At 32.5% G+C, this 26,296-nt stretch carries 27 protein-coding genes; 6 read left to right on the top strand and 21 right to left on the bottom strand.

All coding sequences use genetic code 11. From position 1 onward, the window contains the following. Positions 1-69: 69 nt before the first annotated feature. The 3 genes from ACEN92_RS07175 to ACEN92_RS07165 form a co-directional block, all read right to left on the bottom strand. Positions 70-2,418, bottom strand: a complete 2,349-nt coding sequence (locus ACEN92_RS07175; protein WP_495641690.1) for a glycoside hydrolase family 31 protein — start codon at positions 2,416-2,418, stop codon at positions 70-72. 87 nt (positions 2,419-2,505) lie between these two features. Next, a complete protein-coding gene (locus ACEN92_RS07170; RefSeq protein ID WP_495641689.1) occupies positions 2,506-5,067 on the bottom strand; it encodes a ligand-binding sensor domain-containing protein in 2,562 nt (853 codons plus the stop codon). Between the two features lie 137 nt (positions 5,068-5,204). Further along, entirely contained in the window at positions 5,205-5,300 is a 96-nt protein-coding gene (locus tag ACEN92_RS07165) for a four-helix bundle copper-binding protein (RefSeq protein ID WP_495641688.1), read from the bottom strand. A gap of 622 nt (positions 5,301-5,922) precedes the next feature. Here ACEN92_RS07165 and ACEN92_RS07160 point away from each other — a divergent pair. The 5 genes from ACEN92_RS07160 (at position 5,923) to ACEN92_RS07140 (ending at position 10,598) form a co-directional block, all read left to right on the top strand. Beyond that, the gene (locus ACEN92_RS07160; protein ID WP_495641687.1) at positions 5,923-6,327 is read left to right on the top strand and encodes an OB-fold protein; all 405 of its coding nucleotides are present in this window, start codon (positions 5,923-5,925) and stop codon (positions 6,325-6,327) included. Between the two features lie 116 nt (positions 6,328-6,443). Further along, entirely contained in the window at positions 6,444-7,322 is an 879-nt protein-coding gene (locus tag ACEN92_RS07155) for a DUF5777 family beta-barrel protein (protein ID WP_495641686.1), read from the top strand. Positions 7,323-7,339: 17 nt separating this feature from the next. Next, positions 7,340-7,708, top strand: a complete 369-nt coding sequence (locus ACEN92_RS07150) for a hypothetical protein (RefSeq protein WP_495641685.1) — start codon at positions 7,340-7,342, stop codon at positions 7,706-7,708. Positions 7,709-7,722: 14 nt separating this feature from the next. Then, complete coding sequence (locus ACEN92_RS07145; RefSeq protein WP_495641684.1) at positions 7,723-8,259, top strand: YceI family protein; 537 nt, start codon at positions 7,723-7,725, stop codon at positions 8,257-8,259. Positions 8,260-8,519: 260 nt separating this feature from the next. Continuing rightward, a complete protein-coding gene (locus ACEN92_RS07140) occupies positions 8,520-10,598 on the top strand; it encodes a beta-galactosidase (RefSeq protein WP_495641683.1) in 2,079 nt (692 codons plus the stop codon). Between the two features lie 158 nt (positions 10,599-10,756). Here ACEN92_RS07140 and ACEN92_RS07135 read toward each other — a convergent pair whose 3' ends face one another. The 17 genes from ACEN92_RS07135 to ACEN92_RS07055 form a co-directional block, all read right to left on the bottom strand. Then, positions 10,757-11,263 (bottom strand): hypothetical protein, encoded by a 507-nt coding sequence (locus ACEN92_RS07135; RefSeq protein ID WP_495641682.1) that lies wholly within the window; start codon positions 11,261-11,263, stop codon positions 10,757-10,759. A 2-nt stretch (positions 11,264-11,265) separates the two neighbouring features. Continuing rightward, positions 11,266-12,216 carry a hypothetical protein gene (locus ACEN92_RS07130; RefSeq protein WP_495641681.1) on the bottom strand — a complete coding sequence of 317 codons (951 nt, stop codon included), beginning with the start codon at positions 12,214-12,216 and terminating at the stop codon, positions 11,266-11,268. Next, entirely contained in the window at positions 12,200-12,724 is a 525-nt protein-coding gene (locus ACEN92_RS07125) for a hypothetical protein (RefSeq protein ID WP_495641680.1), read from the bottom strand. The genes ACEN92_RS07130 and ACEN92_RS07125 overlap by 17 nt, the downstream gene beginning before the upstream one ends. Further along, positions 12,717-13,904, bottom strand: coding sequence for a hypothetical protein (locus ACEN92_RS07120; protein WP_495641679.1), 1,188 nt, complete (start codon positions 13,902-13,904; stop codon positions 12,717-12,719). Before ACEN92_RS07120 ends, ACEN92_RS07125 begins: the two co-directional genes overlap by 8 nt. After that, positions 13,904-15,808, bottom strand: coding sequence for a type II secretion system protein GspD (locus tag ACEN92_RS07115; protein WP_495641678.1), 1,905 nt, complete (start codon positions 15,806-15,808; stop codon positions 13,904-13,906). The genes ACEN92_RS07120 and ACEN92_RS07115 overlap by 1 nt, the downstream gene beginning before the upstream one ends. 4 nt (positions 15,809-15,812) lie before the next feature. Further along, on the bottom strand, positions 15,813-17,219 hold the full coding sequence (locus ACEN92_RS07110; RefSeq protein ID WP_495641677.1) for a GspE/PulE family protein: 1,407 nt from the start codon (positions 17,217-17,219) through the stop codon (positions 15,813-15,815). Continuing rightward, positions 17,219-17,494, bottom strand: coding sequence for a hypothetical protein (locus ACEN92_RS07105; protein WP_495641676.1), 276 nt, complete (start codon positions 17,492-17,494; stop codon positions 17,219-17,221). Before ACEN92_RS07105 ends, ACEN92_RS07110 begins: the two co-directional genes overlap by 1 nt. Positions 17,495-17,702: 208 nt before the next feature. Beyond that, on the bottom strand, positions 17,703-18,137 hold the full coding sequence (locus tag ACEN92_RS07100; protein WP_495641675.1) for a type IV pilin protein: 435 nt from the start codon (positions 18,135-18,137) through the stop codon (positions 17,703-17,705). A gap of 70 nt (positions 18,138-18,207) precedes the next feature. Then, the gene (locus ACEN92_RS07095) at positions 18,208-19,329 is read right to left on the bottom strand and encodes a type II secretion system F family protein (protein WP_495641674.1); all 1,122 of its coding nucleotides are present in this window, start codon (positions 19,327-19,329) and stop codon (positions 18,208-18,210) included. Then, positions 19,329-19,829: a PulJ/GspJ family protein gene (locus tag ACEN92_RS07090; RefSeq protein WP_495641673.1), complete on the bottom strand. Its 501-nt coding sequence runs from the start codon at positions 19,827-19,829 to the stop codon at positions 19,329-19,331. Before ACEN92_RS07090 ends, ACEN92_RS07095 begins: the two co-directional genes overlap by 1 nt. Beyond that, positions 19,810-20,154 (bottom strand): hypothetical protein, encoded by a 345-nt coding sequence (locus ACEN92_RS07085; protein ID WP_495641672.1) that lies wholly within the window; start codon positions 20,152-20,154, stop codon positions 19,810-19,812. The genes ACEN92_RS07090 and ACEN92_RS07085 overlap by 20 nt, the downstream gene beginning before the upstream one ends. After that, positions 20,129-21,340, bottom strand: a complete 1,212-nt coding sequence (locus ACEN92_RS07080) for a hypothetical protein (RefSeq protein WP_495641671.1) — start codon at positions 21,338-21,340, stop codon at positions 20,129-20,131. Before ACEN92_RS07080 ends, ACEN92_RS07085 begins: the two co-directional genes overlap by 26 nt. Next, on the bottom strand, positions 21,340-22,170 hold the full coding sequence (locus ACEN92_RS07075; protein ID WP_495641670.1) for a toxin-antitoxin system YwqK family antitoxin: 831 nt from the start codon (positions 22,168-22,170) through the stop codon (positions 21,340-21,342). Before ACEN92_RS07075 ends, ACEN92_RS07080 begins: the two co-directional genes overlap by 1 nt. A 254-nt stretch (positions 22,171-22,424) precedes the next feature. After that, complete coding sequence (locus tag ACEN92_RS07070; RefSeq protein ID WP_495641669.1) at positions 22,425-22,853, bottom strand: hypothetical protein; 429 nt, start codon at positions 22,851-22,853, stop codon at positions 22,425-22,427. Between the two features lie 13 nt (positions 22,854-22,866). Next, a complete protein-coding gene (locus tag ACEN92_RS07065; protein WP_495641668.1) occupies positions 22,867-23,307 on the bottom strand; it encodes an SMI1/KNR4 family protein in 441 nt (146 codons plus the stop codon). A gap of 102 nt (positions 23,308-23,409) precedes the next feature. Further along, the gene (locus tag ACEN92_RS07060; protein WP_495641667.1) at positions 23,410-23,727 is read right to left on the bottom strand and encodes a hypothetical protein; all 318 of its coding nucleotides are present in this window, start codon (positions 23,725-23,727) and stop codon (positions 23,410-23,412) included. A gap of 114 nt (positions 23,728-23,841) precedes the next feature. Then, entirely contained in the window at positions 23,842-24,849 is a 1,008-nt protein-coding gene (locus ACEN92_RS07055) for a hypothetical protein (protein WP_495641666.1), read from the bottom strand. Between the two features lie 97 nt (positions 24,850-24,946). Here ACEN92_RS07055 and ACEN92_RS07050 point away from each other — a divergent pair, with 97 nt between their 5' ends. Further along, complete coding sequence (locus ACEN92_RS07050) at positions 24,947-25,885, top strand: class I SAM-dependent methyltransferase (protein WP_495641665.1); 939 nt, start codon at positions 24,947-24,949, stop codon at positions 25,883-25,885. Positions 25,886-25,966: 81 nt separating this feature from the next. Here the strand turns inward: ACEN92_RS07050 and ACEN92_RS07045 are convergent, their stop codons facing one another. Beyond that, entirely contained in the window at positions 25,967-26,173 is a 207-nt protein-coding gene (locus tag ACEN92_RS07045; protein WP_495641664.1) for a hypothetical protein, read from the bottom strand. Positions 26,174-26,296: the final 123 nt, after the last annotated feature.

Raw genomic sequence — 26,296 nt, 5'->3', positions numbered from 1 at the left:
GGCAAAATTTAAAAACCCTTTAAAATCACTGATTTTAAAGGGTTTTTTGGAATTTGAGAAATAATTCTCTTAAAGTTTTACAACTGTTTCTTTTCCATTGTATGAAACGGTCTTGATTAGTTTTGCAGGAGCATCGCCTATTGCCTGCTTAGGACCGGCAATAGCAACATTGAACTTACGGGATTTGAGCATACTGGCAAAATTGCCTTGTCTGTTTTCTATAGTAAGTGTTTTTTTGGTATCATTCCATTTGAATTTGATCGTAGAATAGCTTCCTTTTTCGTAGTTGAAATTATCATTTTCGTCTTCGTACAGTACAAATTCACCATCGGCTCCCGGATAAATACGAATTTCAAGATTATCCCACTTTTTTTCGGTGGAATATTGTACTTCCGGTCCAAAAGGGAGTATGGAACCAGCCTTTACATAGAGTGGAACCATATCTATAGGTGTATCGGTTTTTACTGTCTGTCCGCCTTTAAAATATTCATTTGTCCAGAAATTATACCAATCACTTCCTTGTGGCAGGTAGACAGGCCATGTTTTTGCTTTATATTGAGTTACGGGAGCCACGAGAAGGGAATGGCCGAACAAATACTCATTACCAATGTTATGTGTTTCCTTATCTGCTGCAAAATCCATAATCAACGGACGCATGAATGTTCCGTTATTGTGGCTGACATCCCAGGATGTACTGTAGATATACGGCAATAATTTATAACGCAGCTTAATAGATTTTTCCTGTGCATCAAAACACCATGTTCCGCGATCGCCAAAGTTCCAGATTTCACGGGGAAGATCAGTTCCATGTGAACGCATCATTGGACAAAAGGCACCAAACTGCATCCAGCGGACATATAATTCCTGAAATTCCGGGCTTTTATTGCCTCCGTCTTTTTTCCAGCGATCAGCAAAAAAGCCTCCTATATCACTGTTCCAGTTAGGAATCCCCATCAAAGTATAGTTCAATGCTGCAGGAATTTGTTTCTCAAGCATTTCCCAAGAGGAAACCACATCACCACTCCAGGTATTGGAGCCGTAAAGCTGTTGACCGATAAATCCTGATCTGGTTAATATTACCGGGCGAATGTTGCCGTTTGTTGCGCGCTGGTTAGTTGCTATTCCTTTATTATGCATCATACTATAGGCATTCTTTACACTGCGGTACGTACCCAGATGGGTTGGAAGTGTAAAATCTGATTCTTTTTTGTTGATATGGTCAGGTTCTGTTGAATCGAGCCACCAGCCATCATTTCCAATATAACTGAATATTCCTTTGTTGAGGTAACGCCAGTAAATATTCAGGGCTTCAGGATTGTATACATCATAAGGCCGCGCACCGCTGTTTGGCGGCCAGGTGTCAAAGTTGATTATCATCTTTTTACTGTCAAATTCTTTACGCTGCTCTGTCTTTGGACCAAATCCGGGCCAGGTAACGATCAATAGTTTTGCATGCAGCTTATGAATTTCATTGACCCATTCCTTAGGATTTGGAAACCTTTCCTTGTCAAAACTTTGTGAGTTCCATGTACTGTCGGTCTTGTTATGTTCAGGCCAGTAGCGCCAATCCTGAATTACCACATCAAGAGGGACTTTAAGTTCACGGTATTTTTTTAAAACGTTCAGGCTTTCGTCTTGCGTATGGTAACGTTCTTTACTTTGGAAAAAACCATAAGCCCATAAAGGAAGCATAGGAGCCTTGCCTGTCAGGTCACGAACTTGTGAAATAACCCCGTCTGCATTTTTGCCATACATAAAATAATAATCGGAGCAATGTCCCAGACCTTCAAAAGAAAGTTCTTGCAAATTATCTTTAAATTCCGAAATAGAATAGTTATCCCAAAAAACGCCATATCCTTTTACTGACATAAAATACGGAGAGTAAGTTGACATGTTTTCATTCTGCATGTGATGCGATGAGTTGCGGCGATTAAACTTATTATCCATAATCTGCCCAACACCATACACAGCCTCATTTTTGTCAAGCAAAAAGCCTTCCCGTACTGTATAAGACGGAATGCCAGCATCATCTAACGGAGAAAACTGTGCACCATAATCTTTATCTTTAAGCAGCAATTTTCCCGATGCATCATAAAAGGAGATACCTCCGGTTTCAGGATTAACTTCAACATGGATGGCATTGCTTTTTAATAAGGTGTTGTTTCCTTTTTGCTCAAATTTTACCGAGGTTGTTTCGGGAGATTTGACAACAGACAGACTTTTTTTGTCATATGGGACACCTTTGGGAGTTTTGTACACCCGTACAATATTATTCGAATAGAATTCGATTTGAATATCCTGGTCCTGTACAGAAAATTTTACTCCTTGTTTTGTTGGCTGGATAGTTTGAGCGTTTCCACTCATTGCCAAAAATGTTGCGAAGACCATTAAAAGGCAGGTTTTTTTATAAAATTTCATAAGTTGTTAATTATATGTGGTTCTTACTGTCAAAAGTATTCAACAACAAACAAAATGGGACAACAACCATGTTGAAATAAACAGTAATTATGTTGATTTTTTCATCTTTTCAGCGTATTCCGACGGGCGACAGCCATACATTTCCTGAAAACATTTGCTCAGGTAACTGGAACTGCTAAAGCCAACTTTTTCAGTAATCTCTGTAATGCTGAGTTCTCCTTCGAGTATTAAACCGGCTGCTCTTTGCAAACGAATATTCCGAATAAACAAAGAGGGTGATTTATCTAATAATGCGATTAATTTACGATAAAGCCCTGTCCGGTCCATGCAAAGGTCACGGCTGAGCTGCTCGACAGAATAATCCGGAACATCAAGATTCTTTTCCACTTGTTCTAAAGCGCGTGCTAAAAATGCGGCATCTGCCCGGTTTTCATTATGGTTATCCTCAGATTGAGTTGTGTGTACATTTGTTTTTGAGAGGTAAGTTTCGTTTTCCGCCTGGAGGAAATCACATTGTTCGATCAGGTTTCGAATACGAACCAGCAAAATGTCTTCTTTGTGGCTGCGTTCAAGTTTTTTTCTGTTATAATAAATATACAAATATATGCCTGTACCCAGCATAACTATAAAAAGTGCTATGAATAGAATATATGCAAAAGTAGTTTTCCACCATGGCGCGTGAATGGTGATACGCAATTCAGAAACCAGCCCGTTCCATTGACGATCATTGCCCGAAGCGATCACTCTAAGTTTGTATTCTCCCGGAGGCAGATTGGTATAGGAAGTTTTAAGAATACCATCCATACCCGCGTTTTTATTTTGTCTGCTAATAGAAGTTTCCTGCCAATTATTATCGATGCCTTCCAGCTGATACCGATAGTAGGTCTGAGAAGGATTTTGATAGTTGACAGCTGAAAACTCAAAAGTCAGGAAGTTCTGATCATAAGAAAGTTCTATTTCTTTAGTGTATGGTGCAGTTTCCGCCATAATAATACGATCATCGTATCTGTTTCCTGCTTCGATTCTCTCTCCGCGTAAAAAAAGGTTTGTAAAGACAGGTCTGAAGGGTAGTTTTTGCTCAGCCATGTTGCCCGGATTCAATATACTGAATCCATTTATTCCTCCAAAATAAAGAGTCCCATTGGCTGCTTCAAATGCTGCCCCATTGGTATATTCTCCTTCTAATGTTCCTTCATCTGAACTAAAACTGGTGAAATGAACTTTTTTAGTTATGGAATCTATCTGTAGTTTTGTTATTCCGTAACTGGTCGTTACCCAGATATTATTGTTGCGATCTTCCAATATGGCATGCACAAAATTATTTGATAAGCCATCTTTGGTATAAAAGATTTTTTCTTCTTTTTGATCAGGGTCAAAAAGCTTTAAGCCGTCTTGTGTACCGATCCATTTCCAGTGGCGCACATCTGTAAGTGAGGCAGTATGATTTTGATTTAATTTTTTTAATACATCTTGTGGTACTGAAGAAGCGGGGAGGGCTGTCAAGATCTTATTATTTTTTGCAGAGGAATAATATCGATATATCGCCGATTGAGATTTAATGTATATATTTCCAATCTGATCTTCGGCAAACGCCTGCACTATGATATCCTTTGTAGAAGACACCGGGAAATACGAACGTCCTATGTTAGTGAACTTGTATCGGAAAGGATGATAATAAAGCAGTCCCTGATTAATAGTTCCCAGCCATAAACCATTTTGTTTGTCATAAAAGAGAGTGCTTATCTCAGTATCCAGAATGCTTCCGTCAATTTTTTGTAATGTTGGAAGATATTGCTTTTCTCCATTTTGGCAATTAATTATCCAAATACCATTGGTGCAACTGATATAGGCAGTGTCATCGGAATTAACGATCAATGTATTAAGTGTGTAGTTGGTTTCGAGTATTTTTTTCCAAATGCGTTTTTGGGTATCAAAGAAGAAAAAGCCGCCTTTACTTCCGTTTCGTAATTGATAGAAACCATTTTTTCCTTTTACAACCAGTGAGGTATTCTTAAAAAATACCTGTTGCTGTGACGGATAAGCAGCATTGCTGTAAAGCTTTCTTTTTGTTTTTAAATCATAACACACCACCTCGCCAGTATTATAAAACAGGTATAGGTTGTTATTTTGAGATGTTAAATCCTGTAATTTTTCATGATTAGCCCCTATGTTCAAAAAATCAGAAGAATTATATTGTGATAATCTGCCGGATGTCAGAAGCCATAATCGCTGGTTTGAATCCATGAAAAGATCTTCAACAGGTTGTTTAAAACCTTTTTTCTTAAAATAAGAATCCAGTCGTGATATGTATTTTTCTGTACGAAGGTCAACACACATCAGTTTATGAGTGTCTTTGATCCAAAGAAGAGAATCTCCGCTTTGATAAATCCGATAGAAACCATCGTAACTCTTTAATGGATAAATGTGCCGGGAAGTCTGGTGAATATATTTAAAACGTGCTCCATCATAGATGTTTATATTGCCGCTTGTTTTGAAAATCATCCTTCCATCAGGGAGCTGCAGTATATACCGTATCTGATTATCACTCAGTCCATGTAAAACATTAATCGGAGAAAATATGAAATTGTTAGCCTGAGCAATAGACATTGATAAAAGAAAGATTGTAATTACTCTGGTTACTGGATTCATTTTTTATATAAATATTGTTTTAATCCTTTGACAAATGTTCAGATGTCCTTTTTACTATATAGTAAGACTATTAGGCAGAATGTTCGATTATCCTAGCAAACATCTTTTTTGCCTAAAGGTAATAATTCTCTAATATATTATATATTTAACTCACGAGATTGATTAAGTTGCCATTTTTTACATTCGGCAGCGCAATTATAGCAGGCTTCGGCACATTTCCTGCAATGATCCATATCAGAATACTAAAACCCAATTCGTATGAATTGGGCTTTTAGTTTTGTGCCCCACATGGTACAAATTTCAAACTATGTTATGCAGGATTTGAAGTAATTTCCTAAACAGAATTGGTGAAACGTTTCTCTTTTTATTCCTAAATTATGAGTTATTGTATGAATGCTTAATACGGAATTTGTAGATCCAATTAGATAGATTGTATAAATTTTACCTGCAGTATATTCTTCAGATTCAAGGGTAGTCAGGGTTATGATTGTCCTGCAGTGTTAACTTATATTGTTAACGAACCGGCATTAATTTTCATATAACCGCTTTGACTGTAGTATTGATATATGAAAACATCATAATAATCTCATTAATATTGTGTTATGCGTTGTTAAGACGTATAATTTTATTATATTTGATATAATAAAATTACCTTGATTTTTTGAAATAAGGAGTACAAAATGAAGTACTCTTGTTTAGGAATTCAAGTTGTAAATTCTGATAAAGGCTATATTCTGCCTCCATATCTGTTTAATATATTATTCTGATAATTTTTAATCTATCAGAATATAATGGTTTTATGTATCATTACAAATATATTTTAAGTAAAAAATGCTCTAATAATTTTTTTTTGATATGAAATCATCTGTTATAAAAAAAGTTCTCCTGATTCTTTCTTTTATTGCCTTAGTAGTTTTTTGTTTCATCAATTTTTATGTTTACAAAGATCACCGTGATATAAATTCAGAATCAGCAAGTTTCACAATATCAGTAACTCAGCTTCATGATGAGTTTTTGAAAGATGCTAATGCCGGCACAAAAAAATACGCAGATAAAACTATTGAAACTTATGGGACTATCACTTCATTAGATTTAGAAAGTAACACAATTGTTTTAGATAAAAAGTTATCTGTAACGATGGTCGATAAAATTTCCGGTGATTTGAAAACGGATCAAAAAATTAAAATTAAAGGGCGCTTTGTTGGTTATGATGATTTATTGGAAGAATTAAAAATGGATCAATGTAAAATATTAGACTAATTTAAATAAAAATATACTTACTTTTTTAAGTGCACAGGTACAAACAAAATCAACAGAAATAGTAACACTCCCTGTTTTTGGAATGATAGTAAAACTAGATTTAAATATTTAATATTATGAAAAAATTAATTCTACTTCTACTTTTTTTACCCTTATCAATTTTTGCACAAGATGACCTGCTGAAGGAAATCGATACTGTTGAAACAAATGTAAAAGTTGAATCAGCTTTTAAATCATTAAAAATTATTAATTTAGAATCAACTAAATTGGCAGCAAAAGGCGATTTGTATCTTGTTGTTGCACATCGTTTTGATTATGTAAAAAATGGTTTTGATGATTTTTTTGGAATGGATAATGCTAATACACAAATTAAATTTTTGTATGGCGTAAATGATTGGCTGACTGTACATGCTGCACGCAGTGGTTTTCAGGAAACCTATGATTTGGGTGTGAAATATCGCTTGAAATCACAAATAAAAAATGGATTCCCTTTTGCCATTGTAGGTTTTAGCAGTGTAGCTGTTAATTCTGAATTAAAAAAGGAAGATTACCCACTTCTTAAATTTGCAAACAGGCTCAGCTATGTAACACAAATTTTAATATCCAGAAAATTTACTGAAAAATTATCACTGGAAATCGCTCCATCTTATTTCCATGAAAATACTGTGCGTGATATTCTGGATACTAATAACCAACCTATCATTCCAAATCCGCAAAATAATAGCCAATTTGCCCTTGGTTTAGGGGGACGTTATAAATTCGCAAAGCGCTGGTCGGTAAATATTGATTATGCTGCTCATTTGAACAGAGCCTCTGAATCTATATATAAAAATCCGTTATCGATAGGTGTTGATTTAGAAACAGGCGGTCACGTCTTTCAAATGCATTTCACTAATTCAAGAGCAATGCATGAAAGTGGCTACTTAGGGCAAACTTCGGGAGATTGGAGTAAAGGAGAAATTGCTTTCGGTTTCAATTTAGTTCGTGTTTTTTAATCTATAATATTAAAAAAATGAAAAAGCAATCAATAAAATTAATTATTCCGGCACTTTTTAGCCTTTTATTGAATAGTTGTACCAATGATAGTTTATCAGATTTAACAACTGTCGATGATATTGAATCAGCTACCTATACTCAAAACGTAAAACCAATTATTGATAACAATTGTATTTTTTGTCACGGATCAACTCCCACCAATGGAGCTCCAATGTCCTTAACTACATATACATTTGTTAAGCAAGCTGTTATTAACAGAGGACTATTAGATCGAATTTCCAGAGCAGAAGGTACGTCTGGTGCCATGCCTTTTGGAGGGCCAAGGCTTTCGCAAACAAATATAGATATTATCATTAAATGGAATACTGACGGATTACAAGAATAAATTAATAATTAGTTATGAAAAAAATCGCCCTACTCTTATTTTTATCTTTTGGATTCATTCATGCACAAGATAAATTAATCACTAAAACCGGAAAAATTACTTTTGAAGCATCTGTACCCGCTTTCGAAGAGGTAAAAGCTGTAAATGAAAGTTCTTCATGTGTTTTAAATACTGCAACCGGAGAAATTGCATCGTTATCTTTAATGAAAGGATACAAATTTAAAATTGCTTTAATGGAAGAACATTTTAATGAAAATTACATTGAGAGTGATAAATATCCAAAAGCAGTTTTTAGAGGAAAAATCGAGAATTTTGATATTTCAGCATTAAGCAAAACCGCTAAAGATTTTAAAATTACCGGAGTATTAGAGCTACATGGAAAATCAAAGCAAATTACTGTTCCGGCAAAAATCAAAAAAAATGATAATAAAGTAGAAATTGCAGCCAATTTCAATGTAAATGCTGATGATTTTGATATTAAGATTCCAAGTATTGTAAGTAAAAAAGTTTCAAAGAAAGTTAATGTGTCCATAGATTTTAAATTAATGTAGGAAGTGTTTACCGATAGTTATTTCATTCCCGAAACTAGTGATGAAGTTTAAATTTATGAACAGATTTGTTATAAAACCTGTAGTATACATTTTATACTACAGGTTTTTTTATGACTTCAGAGTAGATAGTTTATGAGCTCTATACAGTAAATTAAAGAAGCGTTAATAGGTTAGGGGCAAAGTGCTATCTCCAATTTTCCGCAGGCATAATTTAAAAATGTAAAATAAACACTTATATTTACCGGAAATAATTTTAACCTATGAAAGCTAATTTTTTTCTGTTTATTAAAATCGTATTTATATCACTAATTTTCACTTCGCATCTTAAAGCTCAAAATAAACCGAAACTCTTATATGGTGTTGCTTATTATGACGAATATATGCCATATGAACGACTTGATAAGGATGTCAAAATGATGAAAGAGGCAGGTATAAATGTTGTACGAATTGCGGAGTCTACGTGGAGTACAATGGAACCTCAGGAAGGGACATTTGATTTTTCGCATATTGATCGCGTACTAAATGCAATGAACAAAGCTAACATAAAAGTAATAATAGGTACACCCACTTATGCAGTACCTACCTGGCTTGTGAAAAAATATCCTGATGTACTGGCTATTACTAAGAGAGGTCCAAACCAATATGGACCGAGACAGAATATGGACATAACAAATCCTCATTATCTACATCATGCAGAGATTGCTATACGAAAGCTTCTTGAGCACGTAAAAGATCATCCGGCAATAATAGGATATCAGGTAGATAATGAAACAAAAGCATATGATACCAGCGGTCCTGAGGTTCAAAAACAATTTGTGACTTACATGAAAGAAAAGTTTGTAAGCCTTGATAGTATAAATAATGCATTTGGACTTGATTACTGGAGTAACAGAATTAATAACTGGAATGATTTCCCTTCTGTTAATGGTAGTATTAATGCAAGCCTTAGCGGTGAGTTTGCCCGTTTTCAACGTGGGCTTGTTACTAAATTTTTAAACTGGGAAGCTAATATAGTAAGGGAATACAAAAAAAAGGATCAGTTTATTACTCAAAATTTTGATATGGACTGGCGTGGTCATTCTTTTGGTATACAAACCGAAGTGGATCATTTTGCTGCAGCTAAAACTCTGGATGTAGCAGGAATTGATATTTATCACCCTACGCAGGATAAGCTTACCGGACTGGAAATATCATTTGGAGGTGATCTTACAAGATCAATGAAAGCAGGTAAAAACTATTTTGTCATGGAGACAGAAGCACAAGGTTTCCCCGAATGGGTTCCATATCCGGGACAGTTAAGATTACAGGCATTTAGTCATTTGGCATCGGGAGCTAATATGGTTTCATACTGGCACTGGCACTCCATACATAATTCTGCTGAAACCTATTGGAAAGGTTTATTAAGCCATGATTTTGAACCTAATCCAACTTATCTGGAGGCTAAAACTATTGGCGCTGATTTTAGCAGGCTTAGTGATCATTTGATTAACCTGAAGAAAAAAAATAAAGTTGCGATACTTTTTAGTAATGAAGCTTTAACAGCATTTAATTCATTTTGGATTGGAGACAGCTATAATGGCGTTTTGCGCAGAATGTATGATGCGCTTTATAATATGAATGTAGAAACTGATTTGATAGATCCTTCGTCAACAAACATAGATGATTACAAACTTATAATTGTACCCGCCTTATATGCTGCTCCGGACAGTCTTCTTCAGAAGCTTGATGAATTTATTAAAAAAGGCGGTAATGTAGTTTTTACTTTTAAAAGCGGTTTTTCAAATGAGTATGCAAAAGTAAGACATACTATTCAGCCGGGAATCATAGATCAGGCTTGTGGTATTAAATACAGTCAGTTTACTGTTCCTGATAAAATAGGTTTAAAAAGTGATTTTTTTAAGGTTAACGATAAAGATAATTATATTGAAAAATGGATGGAACTTATAGAACCGGTTACAGCAAAAGTGCTTGCTTATTATGACCATCCTCAATGGGGTAAATATGCTGCAGTAACACAAAATCAGTTTGGTAAAGGCACGGCAACTTATATAGCAGCCTATACAAGTCCGGCACTTACAGCCAAAATTATTGAAAATGCAGTAAAAAAAGCAGGATTATGGGAAGCTGATCAGGAAATAAGTTTTCCTGTTATAGTAAAAACAGGTAGTAACCAGAACGGAAAAACTGTTCGTTATTATTTTAATTACTCGGCAGCTCCGGTAAATTTTACTTATCCGCATGACAATGGAACAGAGCTTTTAGGCAATAAAAAGGTTTCAAAAAATGAGAAAGTAGATTTGGCTGCCTGGGGTTTTGTAATAATTGAGTCAGAAAAATAGAATTATTTAACAGAAAAATATTCATCATTTTAAGAAGGAGGCAGAATCTTAAAATAAAATATTTCAAAATTGTATTTTAACATTATTCGGGGGTTATATAAAAAAAATAAATCGGAACAGAATTAATTTCTGTTTCGATTTATTTTTTTTGAATCGTTTTATTTTAATTTAATAATTTTAATTTGGGAGTTAAAAAAAACTTCAATAGAATCTTTATATTTCTTTTTAACAATTAAACCATTTACAGGATCATTGAGTTTTAATTTATAGAGCTTGGAATCTATTTTTAGTAAAATTAAATCTTCATTTCTTTCTTTAGATGCAATATATCCATAATAAATTAATGTTGGCCAATCAATATTTGGAACCACTTTTTTGTTTACAGGAGGAGCTGTTTTCTTTGCAGATGAAAAACCAGAAACATGTTTTCTAATAGGAGTAACAGTACTTTGAAATTGTTTATTCAGAAATGGATCCCGATTTATTTTTTCTAATTCAAAAGTATCTTTATTGATTTGGCTGATTGTTATATTCTTTGTTTGGTTCTGCTTTTCCAAAAGTACTTCATCACCGGAAAATTGACGGTAAATATATCTATAACCGACTGTTCCCCAGAGTCCTAAAACTATCAGGATCAGAATTATATTTATTTTCTTTTTAGCCATTTTTAATTTACAGTAATTTTAAATCCTGTGCTGTTAGTACCAATATTACCTGCTCCATCGATAGCTCTCACCCTCCAATAATAGATACCTGCTGTTGAAAAAGTTTTTTGAAGTGTTGTTGAATTACTGTTTTGTGTTTGAACAATCGAGTTAAAATCAACATCACTTGCAAATTCTGTTATATAAGAAACAGGGGATTTAGTAGTGCCAATATCAGCTGCAATACTCCAGGTATAAGTGACACTTGAATTGACTGTTTGAGTAGAATTATCTGCGGGTAATGTGTTTTTTGGCTGATTAGGAATCGTGGTATCGATATTGAATTTACGGGCAGAATACTGCTTCGTTTCGCTGTCGTTATTTTTAGCTGTTAATTGCCATTCATAAGTCCCATCAGCTAAAGAAGGCAGATCAAGCGTTAACGATTTAACAGTCAAATCGGATTTAGAATATACTTCCGCACCTGTTGTGGCATTAATAACTTTGACATTATAGGTAGTTGCATTTGCAAGGAACTCCCAATTTAAGGTTATATTGATAAAATTTACAAATATATTATTTTCCGGACTCAATAAAACAACCTGCTGATTGGTTAAATTATCAGGAATAATTGTTGAAAAAGCAGATGGTGATGAATAAATAGATTCATAAGCATAATTTTCTCCCCGTACACTCCAGGTGTAACCTCCTGTATCCAGTGGCAATGTTATACTGGTTTTTGAAGTTAATGAATCGAGTAACAGAGCCTCGTCTTCATATATCTGAATCCGATATTTATCAGCTCCTTCAAGACTGGTCCATTTAAAATTTACGACATTACTTTCTATTACAGCACCTCCTGTTGGCGAAATAATCTGAACAGTGTCATCACTGATGTCTTCTTCAAGAATATCATCACATGAATAGGTAAGGATTGCTAATGCGATGAATATTATTTTATTTATTGTTTTCATAGTTTTGAAAAATCATTTTTAGATGTAAAACTTCTGATTTGTTATTTTTTTTTGTTGTGTAAAAATTCATGCTCACTATTCTGGAAAAGCTGAATCTCTTTTCAAAATTATATGCCAGGTTTAAGAGCTGATTGCTATTCCCCGTTACATCCAGCTGATTGGTAATGACGTGATAGTCATCTTCCGGAAAATCATGTATAGGTTTTAAATCACTTATTGAAACTTCAGGAGAATTTTCAGAAGCAAAACTTACGATGCCTTGCTGTACCATTTCTTTTGTAATTCCTTCTTTTCCAATAATTTTATCTAAATAGGCAATATCCTTAGTTAAACCATCAGTACTTTTAGCTTTTTTATTAATATCACTGGTTTTTTTTGATAGTGTCTGATATTCGTTAAGTACATCAAATAAGGTATGAAATGATCTCTTGTAAGCTGTTATTGACAGCATACAAAAAAGCACAATCAAGGCATAAAATTTTTGTTTATACGAATAATTTTCAAACATTTTTAAGGGTTATTTTTAGTTCGAATATTGATTTGTTTTTCTTGTCTTTTTTTAAGCTGATGATTTCAAAGCGCTGCAGCCAGGCCATTTTTTTTAAGCCTTCTAACCAGTTGTTAAATGATGCTTCCTGAAAAGTTTCCCCTTTTATAACTATAGTTCTGTTTTCAAAAAAAACTTTTTTGTTTTCTTTGTATTCTTCTTTTAACGGAATGATATTTAATTCATTTAATGAAATATTTGATGGAATCGATTTTATAAGCTCATATCCATAATAAGAAAGAAATTTTGAGGACAAAACTCCCGATTCTTTTAGAATATTCAGTTTTTTTTCTTTTTGAGCTTCTAAATCCAATATCAATTTATACGACTGATTTGAATATACCGTCTGGAGATTCAGTTCGGAATTTTTTGTTCCATAATACTGAATCAAAAAGTAGCTGATTAACAGAGAAGTCAGAAAACCAATCAACATGGCTATTCCTAAAAATCCAAAAGCTTTCTTATAAATTAATTCTTCACTGCTCAAAGTTGGGTTTATAGTCTTTGAAACTTCTTTTGGTCTGACAAAAAAATGAATAACCGCACCGTATAATGGTAAAAAAGTATTGGAAACAGTTTCTTCTCCAACCTGATATTTTATTGTTTCTGTACCTTCATTTTGCTTGCTGAAACTCAATAGCTTTTCATTTTCAAATTCTAAACGTAAATCAGTCGAAAACAGAACTTCTTTTTTCAAAACATTATTTAGTAAGGAAGCCAGAAAAGAACCTATATAAACATCAATAACCTGAAAGCCGTTTTTTTGAAACATCAAGGTTGTTTCCTCAACAATGTTTTTGCGGCAAAAGCTAATAAAATTAGATTTTAATCCTTTTAAAGCGGTATAATAAATAGCGTTATAATCAATATTTTTCTGCCAATTTAAATCGGCTTCATTCTCAAAATCGATTTCTTTATTTAAAACGCCTTTTCCTTCTGTAACAATTAAAAGGGGCAATTTTTTATCTGCCGATTTGCTTAATTTTTCGAAGGTTTCGAAAGTATGCATAGCAACAATAGAAATCTTATTGGCTTTCTTTTTAATGGTAAGCAAATTGTAGATTTCATAATCTTCTTTTTTGATTACTCCAACAACATTTAAGTCATTTAGTTTTATAAATTTAGATAAAGTAGCTACCATTAATAAATAACCGTTGGTTTAATAAAAATATGAAGTTTAGAATCACTTTTTCCTTTTTTTCTGCTGCTGAAAAACCATTTTATAATTGGAATTCTTGATATTAGAGGAGTTCCGGTTCCCGAGTTTTCTTTTTTCAGCTCATCTAAGCCGCCTAATAAAATCATTTCGCCATTTTTAACTCTTACCAAAGACTCGAACTTTTGAGTAGCTTTTCCGGGAGGGGCATCTTCACCGGCTCTGGCCAGAAAAGAGCTTTTTTCTACAGCAATGGTTAATGTTACATTTTCATCAGTAGAAACATATGGTTTTATTGATACGCTCAAATTGGCATCGGTAGACTTCCATGTTCCTGAATTTAGAATATCATTTCCTATATTGCTGTTTATTAATCGGTTATTTTGTTCAAAATAATAACTGGTTTCCCCAATTGATAGTTTAGCCTCGTGTCCGCTTATGGTTGCGATTTTAGGCGTAGATTCAATTTTAAGGATTGAATTGCTTTCTAAAAGCTTCAGGTTGAGATAAAAAGCTTCTGTTACTTTTCCTAATTTAAAAAGACCAAAACCATTAAAAGCATCAATTAAACTATTTACAGAAGATCCGTTTAAAGTTACATCAGTGCTGGGAAACAGTACTCCGCCAGTCTGAACCGAATTTATTTTGTCTAAACCCGCTTTCATTCCGGTCTGAATTTCATATGCTTTATTATATTGTACGATGATGACTTCAATTTGCACCATTGGCACAACTTTATCAATTTGTTTGATGTATACTTTTAATTCTTCGAGTATAGATCTTGATCCGGAAACAATTAATCCGTTTAATTCTGTAAATTCTTTTATTTCTAATTTCTCCGAAAAAACTTTTGGTAACGTATTAACTATGGATTCAATCGATCTGTTTTCTAATTGGATCATTTCGGTTACTCTTAATCCTTCTGTCGCTTCTTCACCAATTAGATAAAAATTATCCTGCTTTTTAAAAGTATATTTTTTTCCCTTAAAAATGTTGGCTAATAAATCATCAAAAGTGATATTATCTGCAGAAAGGGTTGTTTTTTCGTTTTCCGGTTTATTGTATAAAAAATAATTAATATGAAGTTTTTCTGCTGCTTCCGTTAATAAATCCGAAGCATCTGCGATATAGGCATTTACTTGTAAAAAACCATTTTTATTGATATTAACTTCATAAAAACCGGGAACTCCAAGGCTTACTTTTGGTTGCTTTATTTTTGTATTGCTATTTAGCGTATTTATATTTGAAACGGTATTTTTTTGCAGAAAATACAGTCCGTTATCATCTTTTACAGCTGATAAATCATTTGATTTCGCCATCATTTCGATAACCTGATCAAAAGGACGATTTAAGATATAGGAAGAAACCCTAATATTTTTTACGTCCTGGGCCAAAATCAAATTCTTGCCCGATTTATCAATAATAGCTTTTGCTACTGAAGATAAAGTATCGTTTTCCAGTTTAACAGATAAGAAATCATTTTGAGGATTATAGCTGACATCTATTATTTTGGATTGCTTTTTTTCGACAACAGCTATAATTTTTCTTTTTTTGAAAATTATAATGTTGTTCATAAAAGAAATTTCCAGATCATATTTCTGAGCAAGATGTATAAAGACATCTTTTACCGTGACATCAAAGAAATTATTGGACACAGGCTGATTCAGCTCAACATCAACATCAATATTTAACTGATGTTCTTCGGCTATTGAAGAAATAAAATCGTGCAGGGTCAGACCTGAAACATCAATTTTAATCGTTTCATTTAATCCTTTTTTCTGTAATGATAATTCGTCAAATTTTCGGCCTAACTCATTAATATCTTGTTGGGCAACAATAATATTTGAAAAGAATAACGCAGCCAGTATGTAAAAAAACTGTTTAAGCATTTATTTATATGTTTATTAAAATTGAATATATTTCTTCAAGAGATGTTTCTCCTTTTGCTAAAATTTCAAATGCTTTTTCAGGCAGTGATTTATAGTTTTTGTCATTACCGTACAATTTGGTAATGGTATTGTTTTTTATTGTTTCAGCAATTTTGTTGTCGATATTTAAAATTTCATAGATTGCCGTTCTGCCTTTATAACCGGTATGAAAACATTGATTGCAGCCTATTGGTTTATAATAGGATGGAACTTCATAAGGAAATTTAAAATTGAGAGGAAAATCTTTAGTATTGCAAACAGTCTCCTTTTTACAGTTATCACAAAGTTTTCGAACCAGCCGCTGGGCTACAGATACATTTAAAGTTTCAGCAATCAAATAGGAGGGGACCCCCATATCAATTAATCTGGAAATAGTTCCTATTGCCGAATTGGTATGTATTGTAGATAATACTAAATGTCCTGTTAATGAAGCACGAATTGCCATTAGTGCAGTTTCGGAATCACGAATTTCTCCCAACATAATAACATCAGGATCCTGACGTAAAAACGATTTTAGTGCCGAAGAAAATGTTAACCCAATATCTTCTTTCAACTGTACCTGATTAATTCCTTTTAAAGTATATTCGATCGGATCTTCAACAGTCACAATGTTTCTTCGACTGTCATTGAGTAATCTTAAAGTAGCATAAAGCGTAGTTGTTTTTCCGGAACCTGTTGGGCCGCTTATCAAAATAATCCCGTTAGGTTTTTTTACTGCTTCCAGGTAGCTTTCCAGTTCTTCTTTTTGAAGTCCTAAAGTACTCAAATCAATATTTGAAGCATCTTGACCTAAAAGACGCATTACTATTTTTTCTCCAAATAAAGTTGGTAAAATAGAAACCCTGATGTCAAAAGATTCGTTGGTAATCCTCCCATCTTGTGGAAGCCTTTTTTCTGTAATATTTAATTTGGCTTTAATCTTGACCTTATTGACCAATTCAAGATAATTATCGCGTTCTATTTTATAACGTTCAATCAGTTGACCATCAATTCTAAAACGAATTCGCGAAGAATCTTCATAAACTTCAAAATGAATATCACTGCATTTTAAGGACTTTGCTTCTGTCAGTAAGTTTTCGAGAAAATCACCTTTGTCTACATTTAAGGATTTGTTTGACGTTAATGCTCTCTCTTTTCGATAATAAATAGATAATGCTTTTTCTATTTCGGATGCATTTACAGGATAAAATACAATGTTTTTTCCCAGAAAAAGTTCTAATTCATCTTTTGCATCTTCGTTATTATTAGAATCATCAACATATAATTCTAATGTGTTTTCCAGCATTAATTTAGGTAATATCCGGTACTGGTTTGCTAAGTCATTAGACACAGTATGCTGAATTTCAGGAAGGATTATGATATCTTGTGTCATTATAATAAAGTGATTTTTTGAAAATCAATAAAGCTGTCTTTCAATAGTATAATGAATAAAAATAAGGCTGCAAATCCTGCCAAAGGAACAGTTTCTTCCCGAATAATTTTTTTTAATACAAATTGCATCAAAATCGCAAAAATCAGGGATAGAATAAAATATAAGATATAATTTTTTAATAAAAATAAAGGAGTAACAGCCACATAAAAAAGCAAGTCGCCCAATCCAAAATAATGATGGAACGGGTTCAGGAATTTTTTAGATTTCAGACTCATATAAAGTGTCAATATGCCTAATGTGATGAAGAAGAAACCTGTATTGAAGAGTAAAATTTCTAATAGATCATATTTTTTTACAGGTATTACAAAGAAACATGCGGCGAAAATTACTATGGGTAAAATAACGTGTATTTTTCTGTATTTTATGTCCTGAATAAAAATAAGTATTAAACAAAGTAACAAAATTGTCAGGGCTATTTTCAATTTATTCTTTTGTTACTTCCGTTAATATTTTTTTACTGTCGATTTCCCATGTATTAAAACTGCCGTCGCTGTCTAAATCTGATGTGGCGGTTGCTCTGGCAGAAAAGGAATCATTTGAGGCATCTAAAATTTCTATTTTATAAACAGCCTGTCCTCCCTCTTCAACCGTTTTTTCCTGTTCGAAGCCTATTTCTTCCAAACTGCCGGAATATTTTGAATGTCTGTAGAAATAACTTTTTTCCAGCCCGTAAACCTGATTTAGCATAGCCTGAGCTTCAATAGCTTTTGCCTGGCCAATTACCGAGGTCTGGTTGGGTAATACCATCAGTAATAATATGCCAATGATGCACAGTACAATTAAAATTTCTGTCAAAGAATATGCTTTAACATTTAACTTTTTGTTTAATTTGTGATATTCTCTAATCTTATTTAACATTGTACTTTTTCTTTTGTTAAGAATGTGTTAATTGTTTGGCGCAAAAATACAAATTGAATTGAAATAACTGCTATTTATTTATGATTTTACTTAAGTCAAACATTGGCGCATACATTGAAACCATAATTACCCCTACAATTGCTCCAATTACAATGATAATCATGGGTTCCAGAATCACTCCAATCATTTTGGTCTGATGGCTTATTTCTTCATTATATTGCTCTGTTAGTCTTTCAAACATTGTTTCAAGTTGATTCACCTGTTCGGCAACTTCTACCATAGAAACCATCTTGTTTTCGAATACAGTATGCTTTTTTAAACTTTCATTTAAGGAAGCTCCTCTGGTGATGTCTTCTTTAATTTGGAAAATTGCAGTTTCAATTGGGTAAAAACCAATCATCTTTGCCGTTAATGTCAATGAATTAATCAAAGTTGTTTTTGAAGTAATCAATAAATTCATTGCCTGGCAAAATCGTGAAATGTAAATTTTCCTAATCAGGTTTCCAAAATACGGAATTTTCAAAATCAAACGAGTCGTAAAGGATCTGTAACTGTCTTTTCCTTTTAACAGCATGTGAATCGTAATTAAACCAACTATAACTCCAATTACAACAGAAAAAATCATTCCCGAATGATTTGATATTTTCAGGATAATTTGTGTGCTTTTTGGCAGTTCGCTTCCAAATTGTTTAAAGACAGAACTAAACATCGGAACCACTTTATTTAGCATAAAATAAAGAACCAGAACAGTAACCAGCATTACGATTGTCGGATAAGTCATTACCGAAATGATTTGCCTTTTCATCTGGATTTTTCGGTTGAAATACTTTTGCAGTTCGCCCAGAACTTCTTCAAGTTTTCTCGTTTCCTCACCAATTTGGATACTGTAATATTCGTAAGCAGAAAACTGATTGCTTTCGCGCATTGACTCATAAATGCTTCTTCCTTCGACTACTTTTTCCTTGATTTGAAGAATAAGCTCTTTCTCGAATTTATTGCCCGATTGATTTCCAAGGATTTCCAATGCTTTCTTAAAATCGACACCTGATCGTAAAAGCATCCCCAGTTCTCTGTAAAAAATTTCCTTTTTTTTATCAGAAAGTTTTTTAGAGAACTGAAAAGAACCGGTTTCAATCCTGAAATCTTTCTTTTCTGCTTTAGGCGTTTTGTATGTAGTTAAATCAAAACTCATTATTTTTTTATTGTTTGTAATAATTCATTTGGATAGACTCTTTTATAAAATCGTAAATCCAGTTCCTTTTCGTTTGCCTCTATGTTTAATTTTATTTTTTGGAAAACAAATTGTTCCGATTTGCTTTTTACGGTATCCATTATCATCCTGTTAAGTTTGATTCGGAATGTATCAATAAAAGTTTCACTGTTTCTCAGGATATAATCGTCAGAAAACTGATAAGAAACCCTTTCTCCGGCATATCCGTTAAAATAAATTTCATTTTCCGAAACCGTCATTTTTTCCTTTTCAAAAATATCTTTATTTAGGCTATAGGTTAGTCGGTTTAAATCATTTACCAATTGATTTTGGTTTTTAAAATCCAGCATTCTTCCTGTAACAATCGAAAAGATAACAAACAAAACGCCCATGATAATAGCTGTTATGGCCATACCTACAACTGCTTCAATAATAGAAAAAGCAGGTATTGATTTTGGGCAATTACGGATTGTTCTGAACATAGAAACTTTTTTCAAACTTAAATTGTGTACTGTCTTTATATTGTACTGAAACCTTTTTGAGTGTTTCATTTACCGTTTCCTCTTCTATCAGCAGGTTTTCATTTTCACTTTCATTAGCTAATGAATCATTTTTTAGTTCCGATAAATAAAAAAGTTCGTTCACTTTATTTTGCGTACTGTAAAATTTAGCAGACGTTTTTGGGGTGTAAACCGAGGCAAAAATCATTATGGCAAAATACAAACAGATCGAAATAATGGTCAGGGCAATAACCGATTCTAATATGGAATTGGCGGGCAGATTATAATACTTTTTTGATAACACCATACGTTGTTTTTTGAGTGTTAAACAATGGAATCGAAATGAAATAATCAGGTCGTTTGCCAGTATTGATTTCAATATCGCTGATCATATTTTCATAAGAAGAAGAACTTGTTCTCAGAAAAAAACGATTGGTATAAACAGAGCCGTAGACATTGCTTTTAAGCATCAGTTTTCCGCTGCAATACAAATCGCCAAACAATAATCCGTTTTCGTCTATTTCGATTATATTTTTATCAATCAGGTCATTTGTATTGCCAAACAAAACCACGGCACCCGTTATTTGGCATCCCTTTTTTATTTTTATTTTGGATTCTTCCGTACTTTCATTATACACGCAGATTACCGACGGATAATTTAAGGTTACTTTTTCTTCGAGTTCAATGCCTTTAGTTGCAAATGCCTGAACGGTTCCCTTAAAACCTTCTTCAAAAGTTATTTTTGGGGCCATTAAAATTACATCTTCGAGAACTGCATTTCTTTTCACCCGGATAGAATCATCAGATCGTAATATGAAATTGCCTTTGAAAATAATATTTCCTAAAGATGACCTTACCTGAATTTCTTTGGTTGTATTAAAAAAGGAATTGTAATACAAAGAATCTTTTGGTTTTTCGATCTCAGAGAGTTTTATTTCTTCTGATTTTATACCTTGAAAAATCTTTTTGAAATTTGAATTTATTTCCGGTAACTGAGGTTCTGAAATAGTGTTTTTTCCTTGTGCAATAAGCTGATTCAGATTGTTGTTGATATAAGAGGTTTCGATAAAAGTACTTGGTAATTGATTGTTTCCAATTAATTTGACTTTTCCCGAATAATATAATGATTTTGATAAGTTGGTCAGATAAACAGCATTTTTGTCCTGATTTCGCATGCCAACAAAATGAACAGATGATACAGTATCATTGGCAATGTACGATTTGGCCAAAACCAGAGAAAGCAAACCATACTGTTTTGTTTCATAACTGCCTTCTATTCCGGAGTTTTCGTCCTTTTCAATTTCCGTTGGAATGATATTATTGCCCAAAGCAAAGTTTAAAACCGATTGATTCTGGATGTAAAGTTCCTCTTGCAGGTTATAATACAAATTAAGCTGATTGTATAAATTTGAGAAATACAGCAGCGCTCCGCAAATAATAGAAACAATCAGACAAATATAAATGGCATACAACAGACTATGAGCTTTAACCATTATTTGGGAGCTTTATCTTTCTTTTTGAAAAGATTGTTAAAGAAGGTTGTTACTTTGGAATCTTTTTTAGGCTCGTTTTTCGATTGTTCCTTAGCGGATTTTTTCGCTTCTTTTTCTGCTTTTTTGGCAGCAGCTGTAGCTTCTTTTTCTTTCCTGGCTTTCTCTTTTTCTAACGCTTTCTCTTCTTTTTCCTTAGCTTTATAACTGGCCAGTTTTGCAGCATCAGAAATTGCTTCTGATTCTTTTTGAGTTTCCTGTGCCTTTTCTAATTTGGTATTTTCCTGTTTAATTCTGTATTTTTCAGATTTAGTAAAAGTTTCTTTTTGCTTAACAATTACACCTTTTCTGTAGGTAGTTATTTCTTTGTTCTCCGTATTGGTCCATTTTCCGGTTTTTAGGTTTGAACGGAATTTTCCGTTTTCGATTAAATTACCGCTTTCGTCATATCTGAAATATTTTCCCGAGCGCAAACCTTTATTGTAGGTTAGGGTAGTGGCCAACACGCCATTTGGATGCCAGGTTTTCCATAAGCCTACACGAAGGCCCTCTTTAAACTGTCCTTGTTCCGCCAGCTGGTTGCTGTGGTACATTTTGGTAAATTTATCATCAAGTAAATCACCGGCAATACCGCCTTGTGCTTCGTGAATGAATCCGCCTTTGAACCAAAAATAGGTTCTGTCAGTTTTGGGTTTTATTTTTTTTACTGTAGTATAAAATTCATATCTGAAATCTTTATCAGAAATTCTTTTAATGGTATAGGGATCGCTAAAGGAAAGCAATGCAAAGGCAAGAAAGAGAAGGATATAGCGGGGTAAAATTATTGTTTTCAAGAAGGCGGTTTTAATTTATTGAAATGCGCGCAAGATACCTTTTTTTATTTTCTTATAAAAATAATTTGTACGTTTGGGAGGACTAATTTTTTATTAAAATTCAATAGATAAGATCGTTATTTATTTTAGGAATTTTCGAACCTTCTTTTCTTATTTTTATTATCATTCTTATAATCATATTGAGAAAATCTATATCACACAAATGACTGGATAATTTGAAACGCCATATCTGCGCCATCTTGTATTATTTATCACTATGTCAATACAGTTGCAACTGCTGGATTTTTACTGATTAATTCCTTACATTCATCAATTGAAAAGGATAACGGCATCTTTGAAAATACATAGTCTTTTTTTAAAACAATTTTTGCTGATTTATAGGAAAGCCAAAATTCAAATTCCTTATTAGTTAAATAATGAACCCCTCCATAACACTCACGTTTTTCACTGTCAATTAATCTACTGTAATCATAATCAAAAGTTATGACTTTTACATTTTCAAAAATTATAAAACAAAAATTCAAAAATGAATGTGCATTTTCATTGAATAAAATATCATCACCACAATCCATTATTAATACGTTAGAATAAGGAATAATTAAATTAGTGTTGATCATTAAAATATCACCACAAATGGCTTCGGCGGTATTAATTCTTTTTATGTCTTTAGAAATATAGTTCATAATTTTAGATAGGTTACTTTGCAATTTTCAGATGATTATTTAGGTAATCTTCTAAAAAAGAAGCCAAAGAATCATATTTTATTTTAGGTTCTAAATTACCTTCAAAATAATAATATATAGGAGAGTTTTCATTTAATGAAGTGTCAAAAAAAGCAAAAATATAGCCTTGATGAGAATAAAATACAAAATGCTCTTTTTTAAATTTAAATTGGCTGTTATCATCGGCCAACAACTCATTTGCATATTCTCTCAACTCAAAGATTCGATCATAAAAACAGTCTTCCCCTCTTAAAAATTTATCTCCTGATTGTCCCATTTTCTCCAAGAAAATTTTATAGTCAAGAGGTAAAGAGACATCATAATATTTTTCAATTTTTTTTATCTTTTCATTGTCAATTCCTTCTGTTTTGTACCCTAACTCTTCAATTCTTGTTATTATACTATTTATATGCATATTTTTTATTATTTAATACCATCAGCTCCCGCAGGCGAGAGTGTCCCGCTCGTGAACACAATAAATCATTTTTATCTTCATAAAATAGGCCATACTTAATGCTCAGGCAGTGAGGTAAATTCTTATTATATTATCTTCTAAAAAATCATAACTTAAATTCAACCTTAAAATAGATTCTTCTAAATCATTTTTCAGATTTTTTAAAATTGGTTTAACTTTTGTTCCAACTCGTATTTCTTTCACAAATAGAATATCAACAGCCTTTATTTCATTAATATTATACGGTTCTGTTCCAATATCTAAATAACCTTTTTCTGGTATTGTTATCCAATTATTCCAAGAGGTAATAAAATCCTGATTTGTTAATAGCCGGCTTTTTAGTTCATGATTCCCAATAAATCTAATTAAATCATCAATCATAATATTTTTTTTAAGCTTAAGGTTTTTATATTACTGGAAAAAAACAAAAAAAGCAACTCCTTTTAAGAATTGCTTTTTTGTTTGACTATGTTTGTGGCTCATCGTTGCAGATTATTATTTTTTTTCTAATAAAGCTTTTACCTGAATTTTTAATTCTTCAATTTCTTGATTTTGTTTCTCGTTGATTTTGTTTTGCTCAATGATATATAATATTAACTCCTCAATTTTTTCTTGTTGAATTTTAGTCATTTCACCAAGTTTTAGACCATTTTCCGTAACTTCTTTGGCAGAGGGTACGTTTTGTAAATGACCATTAGCTGCAATATAAGTTTCAACTTCTTCTAAACTTGGTAACTTATAATCTTTGTTAAAAACGTAATCTGCCCAAGTATTATAAACCTTAATCTCCTCAGCTCTAATTTTTCCTTTTACCGACAAGCGATAAGTTTCTGTTCCATCTGTAAAATTATAAGTTCCAATCCCAATATTCGAATCTGTAAGAATGTCCCCTTGTATTAAAGAGCTTCCTTTAACAACAAACTTATGTGAAGCTATAATAGGGTCGCTTGACCAACCACCAATAATTACTTTAGTGTTGGGTTTTCCCATCTGTAGATAAGCACCTTTTACATCTCCATAATCTTTAACCTTAAAAAACTCTGCTTTTTGAGCATCATTTAATACAAGTTCAGTAGTAGAATTTTCAAATAAATTAACAACAAATCTTTCTTTACCTGTTCTATCTGACATATTAAACCCTACTAACTTTACATCATAAGGACTTGCCATTGACATATCATACATATTAAACAAACGGCGATTCGGATAAACGGGATTTATTGTTCCCCCGGAAAAACAAATACTTTCATCAATTCCAGCATCCCAATTAGCAAAAGTTTGATTGCTAAACTCATTTCCGGGAAAAATTCCTTTCGTCCCTTTTATATTTCCTATTACTTCTAATTTTTGAGTTGGATTGTTTGTACCAATTCCTACATTAGTATTTGTTGCTGGAGAATTGGGTAATATATTTGGTGCACCACCTGTTCCTGTACTAATTTGGGCTTGAGATAACCAAGTAACTAAAAATATTAAAAAAGTTAGTTTAAGAGAATTGTTCATATTATATTGTTCTATAAGTAGTTAATATATTACAAACATAGAAAATTAATTAGGGGAATTTTATTAAAAACAAATATATTTCAATACATTAGCCTTTATGAACTGGAGAATAAAAGCATCATTACAAAAGATATTGGCAATAAGTAAATTGGGAGATCAATTAAATCATCTCCCAGTGACTTTTAATAAAGAGTATCATAAAAATGTTTTTCTTTACCAAACTCATGAATGTTTGAGAAAATTCAGTTATTGTAGTTTAGATCTTAAAGTTCAATCTACAGCATTAGAAATTGGAACTGGCTATTCAATACTTTCTGCTATAGTACTTTCTTTATTAGGCTTCCAAAAAATAATAACTGTTGACATCACTGAAGATTTGAAGTTTTCAACCTATAAAAAGCAAATTGCTTTTATTGAGTCACCTTCTTTTTTGAACGAAATCGTATCAAAAAGCGTTTATGATGAAAATCAAATAAAATCGATGATTTCTTCAATAAAAGAAAAGAAATCATTTTCAGCACTTTTTGAGTTTTTAAATATTACTTATCTTGCCCCGTATACTTTTGAGGAAATAGAGAAATACACTCAGTCATTCGATTATATCTCTTCGCAAGTGGTTTTAGAACATATTTCTCCGGATGTTTTAAACGAGTTATTTCAAAAAACTAAAGCATGGCTAACTAAAGGTGGGTTCTGTATACACACTGTAAATTTTATTGATCATTTTGCTAATCCGGGATTTTTTCAAGACAAATCTATTTCAGAATTTAACTTTTTAAGGTATTCAGATAAATATTGGTCATTTTGGGCAGGTAATTCAATTACTTATACAAACCGGCTTTCTTATGTCTATTATCTACAATTATCAGAAAAATATAATTTAAATGTAGTTGACTTTATTGGCGAGAATTACAGAAAGCGAGTAGAGTTAGATTTAAGTTTTATCCATAAGGATGTTATAAATAAGTATATTTCAAATCCAGAAATGGAAGATTTGACTAAGTTTCAGAGAGGAACTTTTATCATAAAAACTTAGAATAGTTTAAATTCTTCGTTGAGGGTACGAAAGAATTTCCGCCTATCATTGCGTTGATATATCCACGTCATCTGGGATATACTAACCTGAAATTTCAATTCCAATTAATTCATTATTCGCATTTAAATCAAAATATATTGGTATCCCATTATAATTTTCTATTAATTCACTTATAGCAATTGTTCTATGAATTTTGTTATCTCCATTACCGTTTAAAGGCATAAAGATATACCCGACAGATTCATCATCTGGACTAATTTTAACTACTATTTTTTGATTTTCTTCCATTTTACTTTGTTATTAATTGTTTTTAATTTTACTGCTCCATTTAGAAACCTGATAAGCAATTATTACACCATCAACAATACCTTCTATAACTTGACTGCTTCCAAAAATCTATTAAAGAAACGT

The sequence above is a fragment of the Flavobacterium sp. Flavsp81 genome (assembly GCF_059491325.1).
Note: the sequence above shows the minus strand (reverse complement) of the source record. Positions and strands in the feature narration are given on the sequence as shown.

What these genes read in the sequence shown, in the direction of transcription:
- ACEN92_RS07100 (WP_495641675.1), bottom strand. Translation starts at nt 18,137, where the DNA reads ATGTTAAATAAGATTAGAGAATATCACAAATTAAACAAAAAGTTAAAT.
- ACEN92_RS07120 (WP_495641679.1), bottom strand. Translation starts at nt 13,904, where the DNA reads ATGGTAGCTACTTTATCTAAATTTATAAAACTAAATGACTTAAATGTT.
- ACEN92_RS07130 (WP_495641681.1), bottom strand. Translation starts at nt 12,216, where the DNA reads ATGAAAACAATAAATAAAATAATATTCATCGCATTAGCAATCCTTACC.
- ACEN92_RS07170 (WP_495641689.1), bottom strand. Translation starts at nt 5,067, where the DNA reads ATGAATCCAGTAACCAGAGTAATTACAATCTTTCTTTTATCAATGTCT.
- ACEN92_RS07125 (WP_495641680.1), bottom strand. Translation starts at nt 12,724, where the DNA reads ATGTTTGAAAATTATTCGTATAAACAAAAATTTTATGCCTTGATTGTG.
- ACEN92_RS07115 (WP_495641678.1), bottom strand. Translation starts at nt 15,808, where the DNA reads ATGCTTAAACAGTTTTTTTACATACTGGCTGCGTTATTCTTTTCAAAT.
- ACEN92_RS07070 (WP_495641669.1), bottom strand. Translation starts at nt 22,853, where the DNA reads ATGAACTATATTTCTAAAGACATAAAAAGAATTAATACCGCCGAAGCC.
- ACEN92_RS07150 (WP_495641685.1), top strand. Translation starts at nt 7,340, where the DNA reads ATGAAAAAGCAATCAATAAAATTAATTATTCCGGCACTTTTTAGCCTT.
- ACEN92_RS07055 (WP_495641666.1), bottom strand. Translation starts at nt 24,849, where the DNA reads ATGAACAATTCTCTTAAACTAACTTTTTTAATATTTTTAGTTACTTGG.
- ACEN92_RS07050 (WP_495641665.1), top strand. Translation starts at nt 24,947, where the DNA reads ATGAACTGGAGAATAAAAGCATCATTACAAAAGATATTGGCAATAAGT.
- ACEN92_RS07165 (WP_495641688.1), bottom strand. Translation starts at nt 5,300, where the DNA reads ATGGATCATTGCAGGAAATGTGCCGAAGCCTGCTATAATTGCGCTGCC.
- ACEN92_RS07160 (WP_495641687.1), top strand. Translation starts at nt 5,923, where the DNA reads ATGAAATCATCTGTTATAAAAAAAGTTCTCCTGATTCTTTCTTTTATT.
- ACEN92_RS07090 (WP_495641673.1), bottom strand. Translation starts at nt 19,829, where the DNA reads ATGTTCAGAACAATCCGTAATTGCCCAAAATCAATACCTGCTTTTTCT.
- ACEN92_RS07155 (WP_495641686.1), top strand. Translation starts at nt 6,444, where the DNA reads ATGAAAAAATTAATTCTACTTCTACTTTTTTTACCCTTATCAATTTTT.
- ACEN92_RS07065 (WP_495641668.1), bottom strand. Translation starts at nt 23,307, where the DNA reads ATGCATATAAATAGTATAATAACAAGAATTGAAGAGTTAGGGTACAAA.
- ACEN92_RS07135 (WP_495641682.1), bottom strand. Translation starts at nt 11,263, where the DNA reads ATGGCTAAAAAGAAAATAAATATAATTCTGATCCTGATAGTTTTAGGA.
- ACEN92_RS07175 (WP_495641690.1), bottom strand. Translation starts at nt 2,418, where the DNA reads ATGAAATTTTATAAAAAAACCTGCCTTTTAATGGTCTTCGCAACATTT.
- ACEN92_RS07105 (WP_495641676.1), bottom strand. Translation starts at nt 17,494, where the DNA reads ATGAGTCTGAAATCTAAAAAATTCCTGAACCCGTTCCATCATTATTTT.
- ACEN92_RS07045 (WP_495641664.1), bottom strand. Translation starts at nt 26,173, where the DNA reads ATGGAAGAAAATCAAAAAATAGTAGTTAAAATTAGTCCAGATGATGAA.
- ACEN92_RS07110 (WP_495641677.1), bottom strand. Translation starts at nt 17,219, where the DNA reads ATGACACAAGATATCATAATCCTTCCTGAAATTCAGCATACTGTGTCT.
- ACEN92_RS07095 (WP_495641674.1), bottom strand. Translation starts at nt 19,329, where the DNA reads ATGAGTTTTGATTTAACTACATACAAAACGCCTAAAGCAGAAAAGAAA.
- ACEN92_RS07085 (WP_495641672.1), bottom strand. Translation starts at nt 20,154, where the DNA reads ATGGTGTTATCAAAAAAGTATTATAATCTGCCCGCCAATTCCATATTA.
- ACEN92_RS07060 (WP_495641667.1), bottom strand. Translation starts at nt 23,727, where the DNA reads ATGATTGATGATTTAATTAGATTTATTGGGAATCATGAACTAAAAAGC.
- ACEN92_RS07145 (WP_495641684.1), top strand. Translation starts at nt 7,723, where the DNA reads ATGAAAAAAATCGCCCTACTCTTATTTTTATCTTTTGGATTCATTCAT.
- ACEN92_RS07080 (WP_495641671.1), bottom strand. Translation starts at nt 21,340, where the DNA reads ATGGTTAAAGCTCATAGTCTGTTGTATGCCATTTATATTTGTCTGATT.
- ACEN92_RS07140 (WP_495641683.1), top strand. Translation starts at nt 8,520, where the DNA reads ATGAAAGCTAATTTTTTTCTGTTTATTAAAATCGTATTTATATCACTA.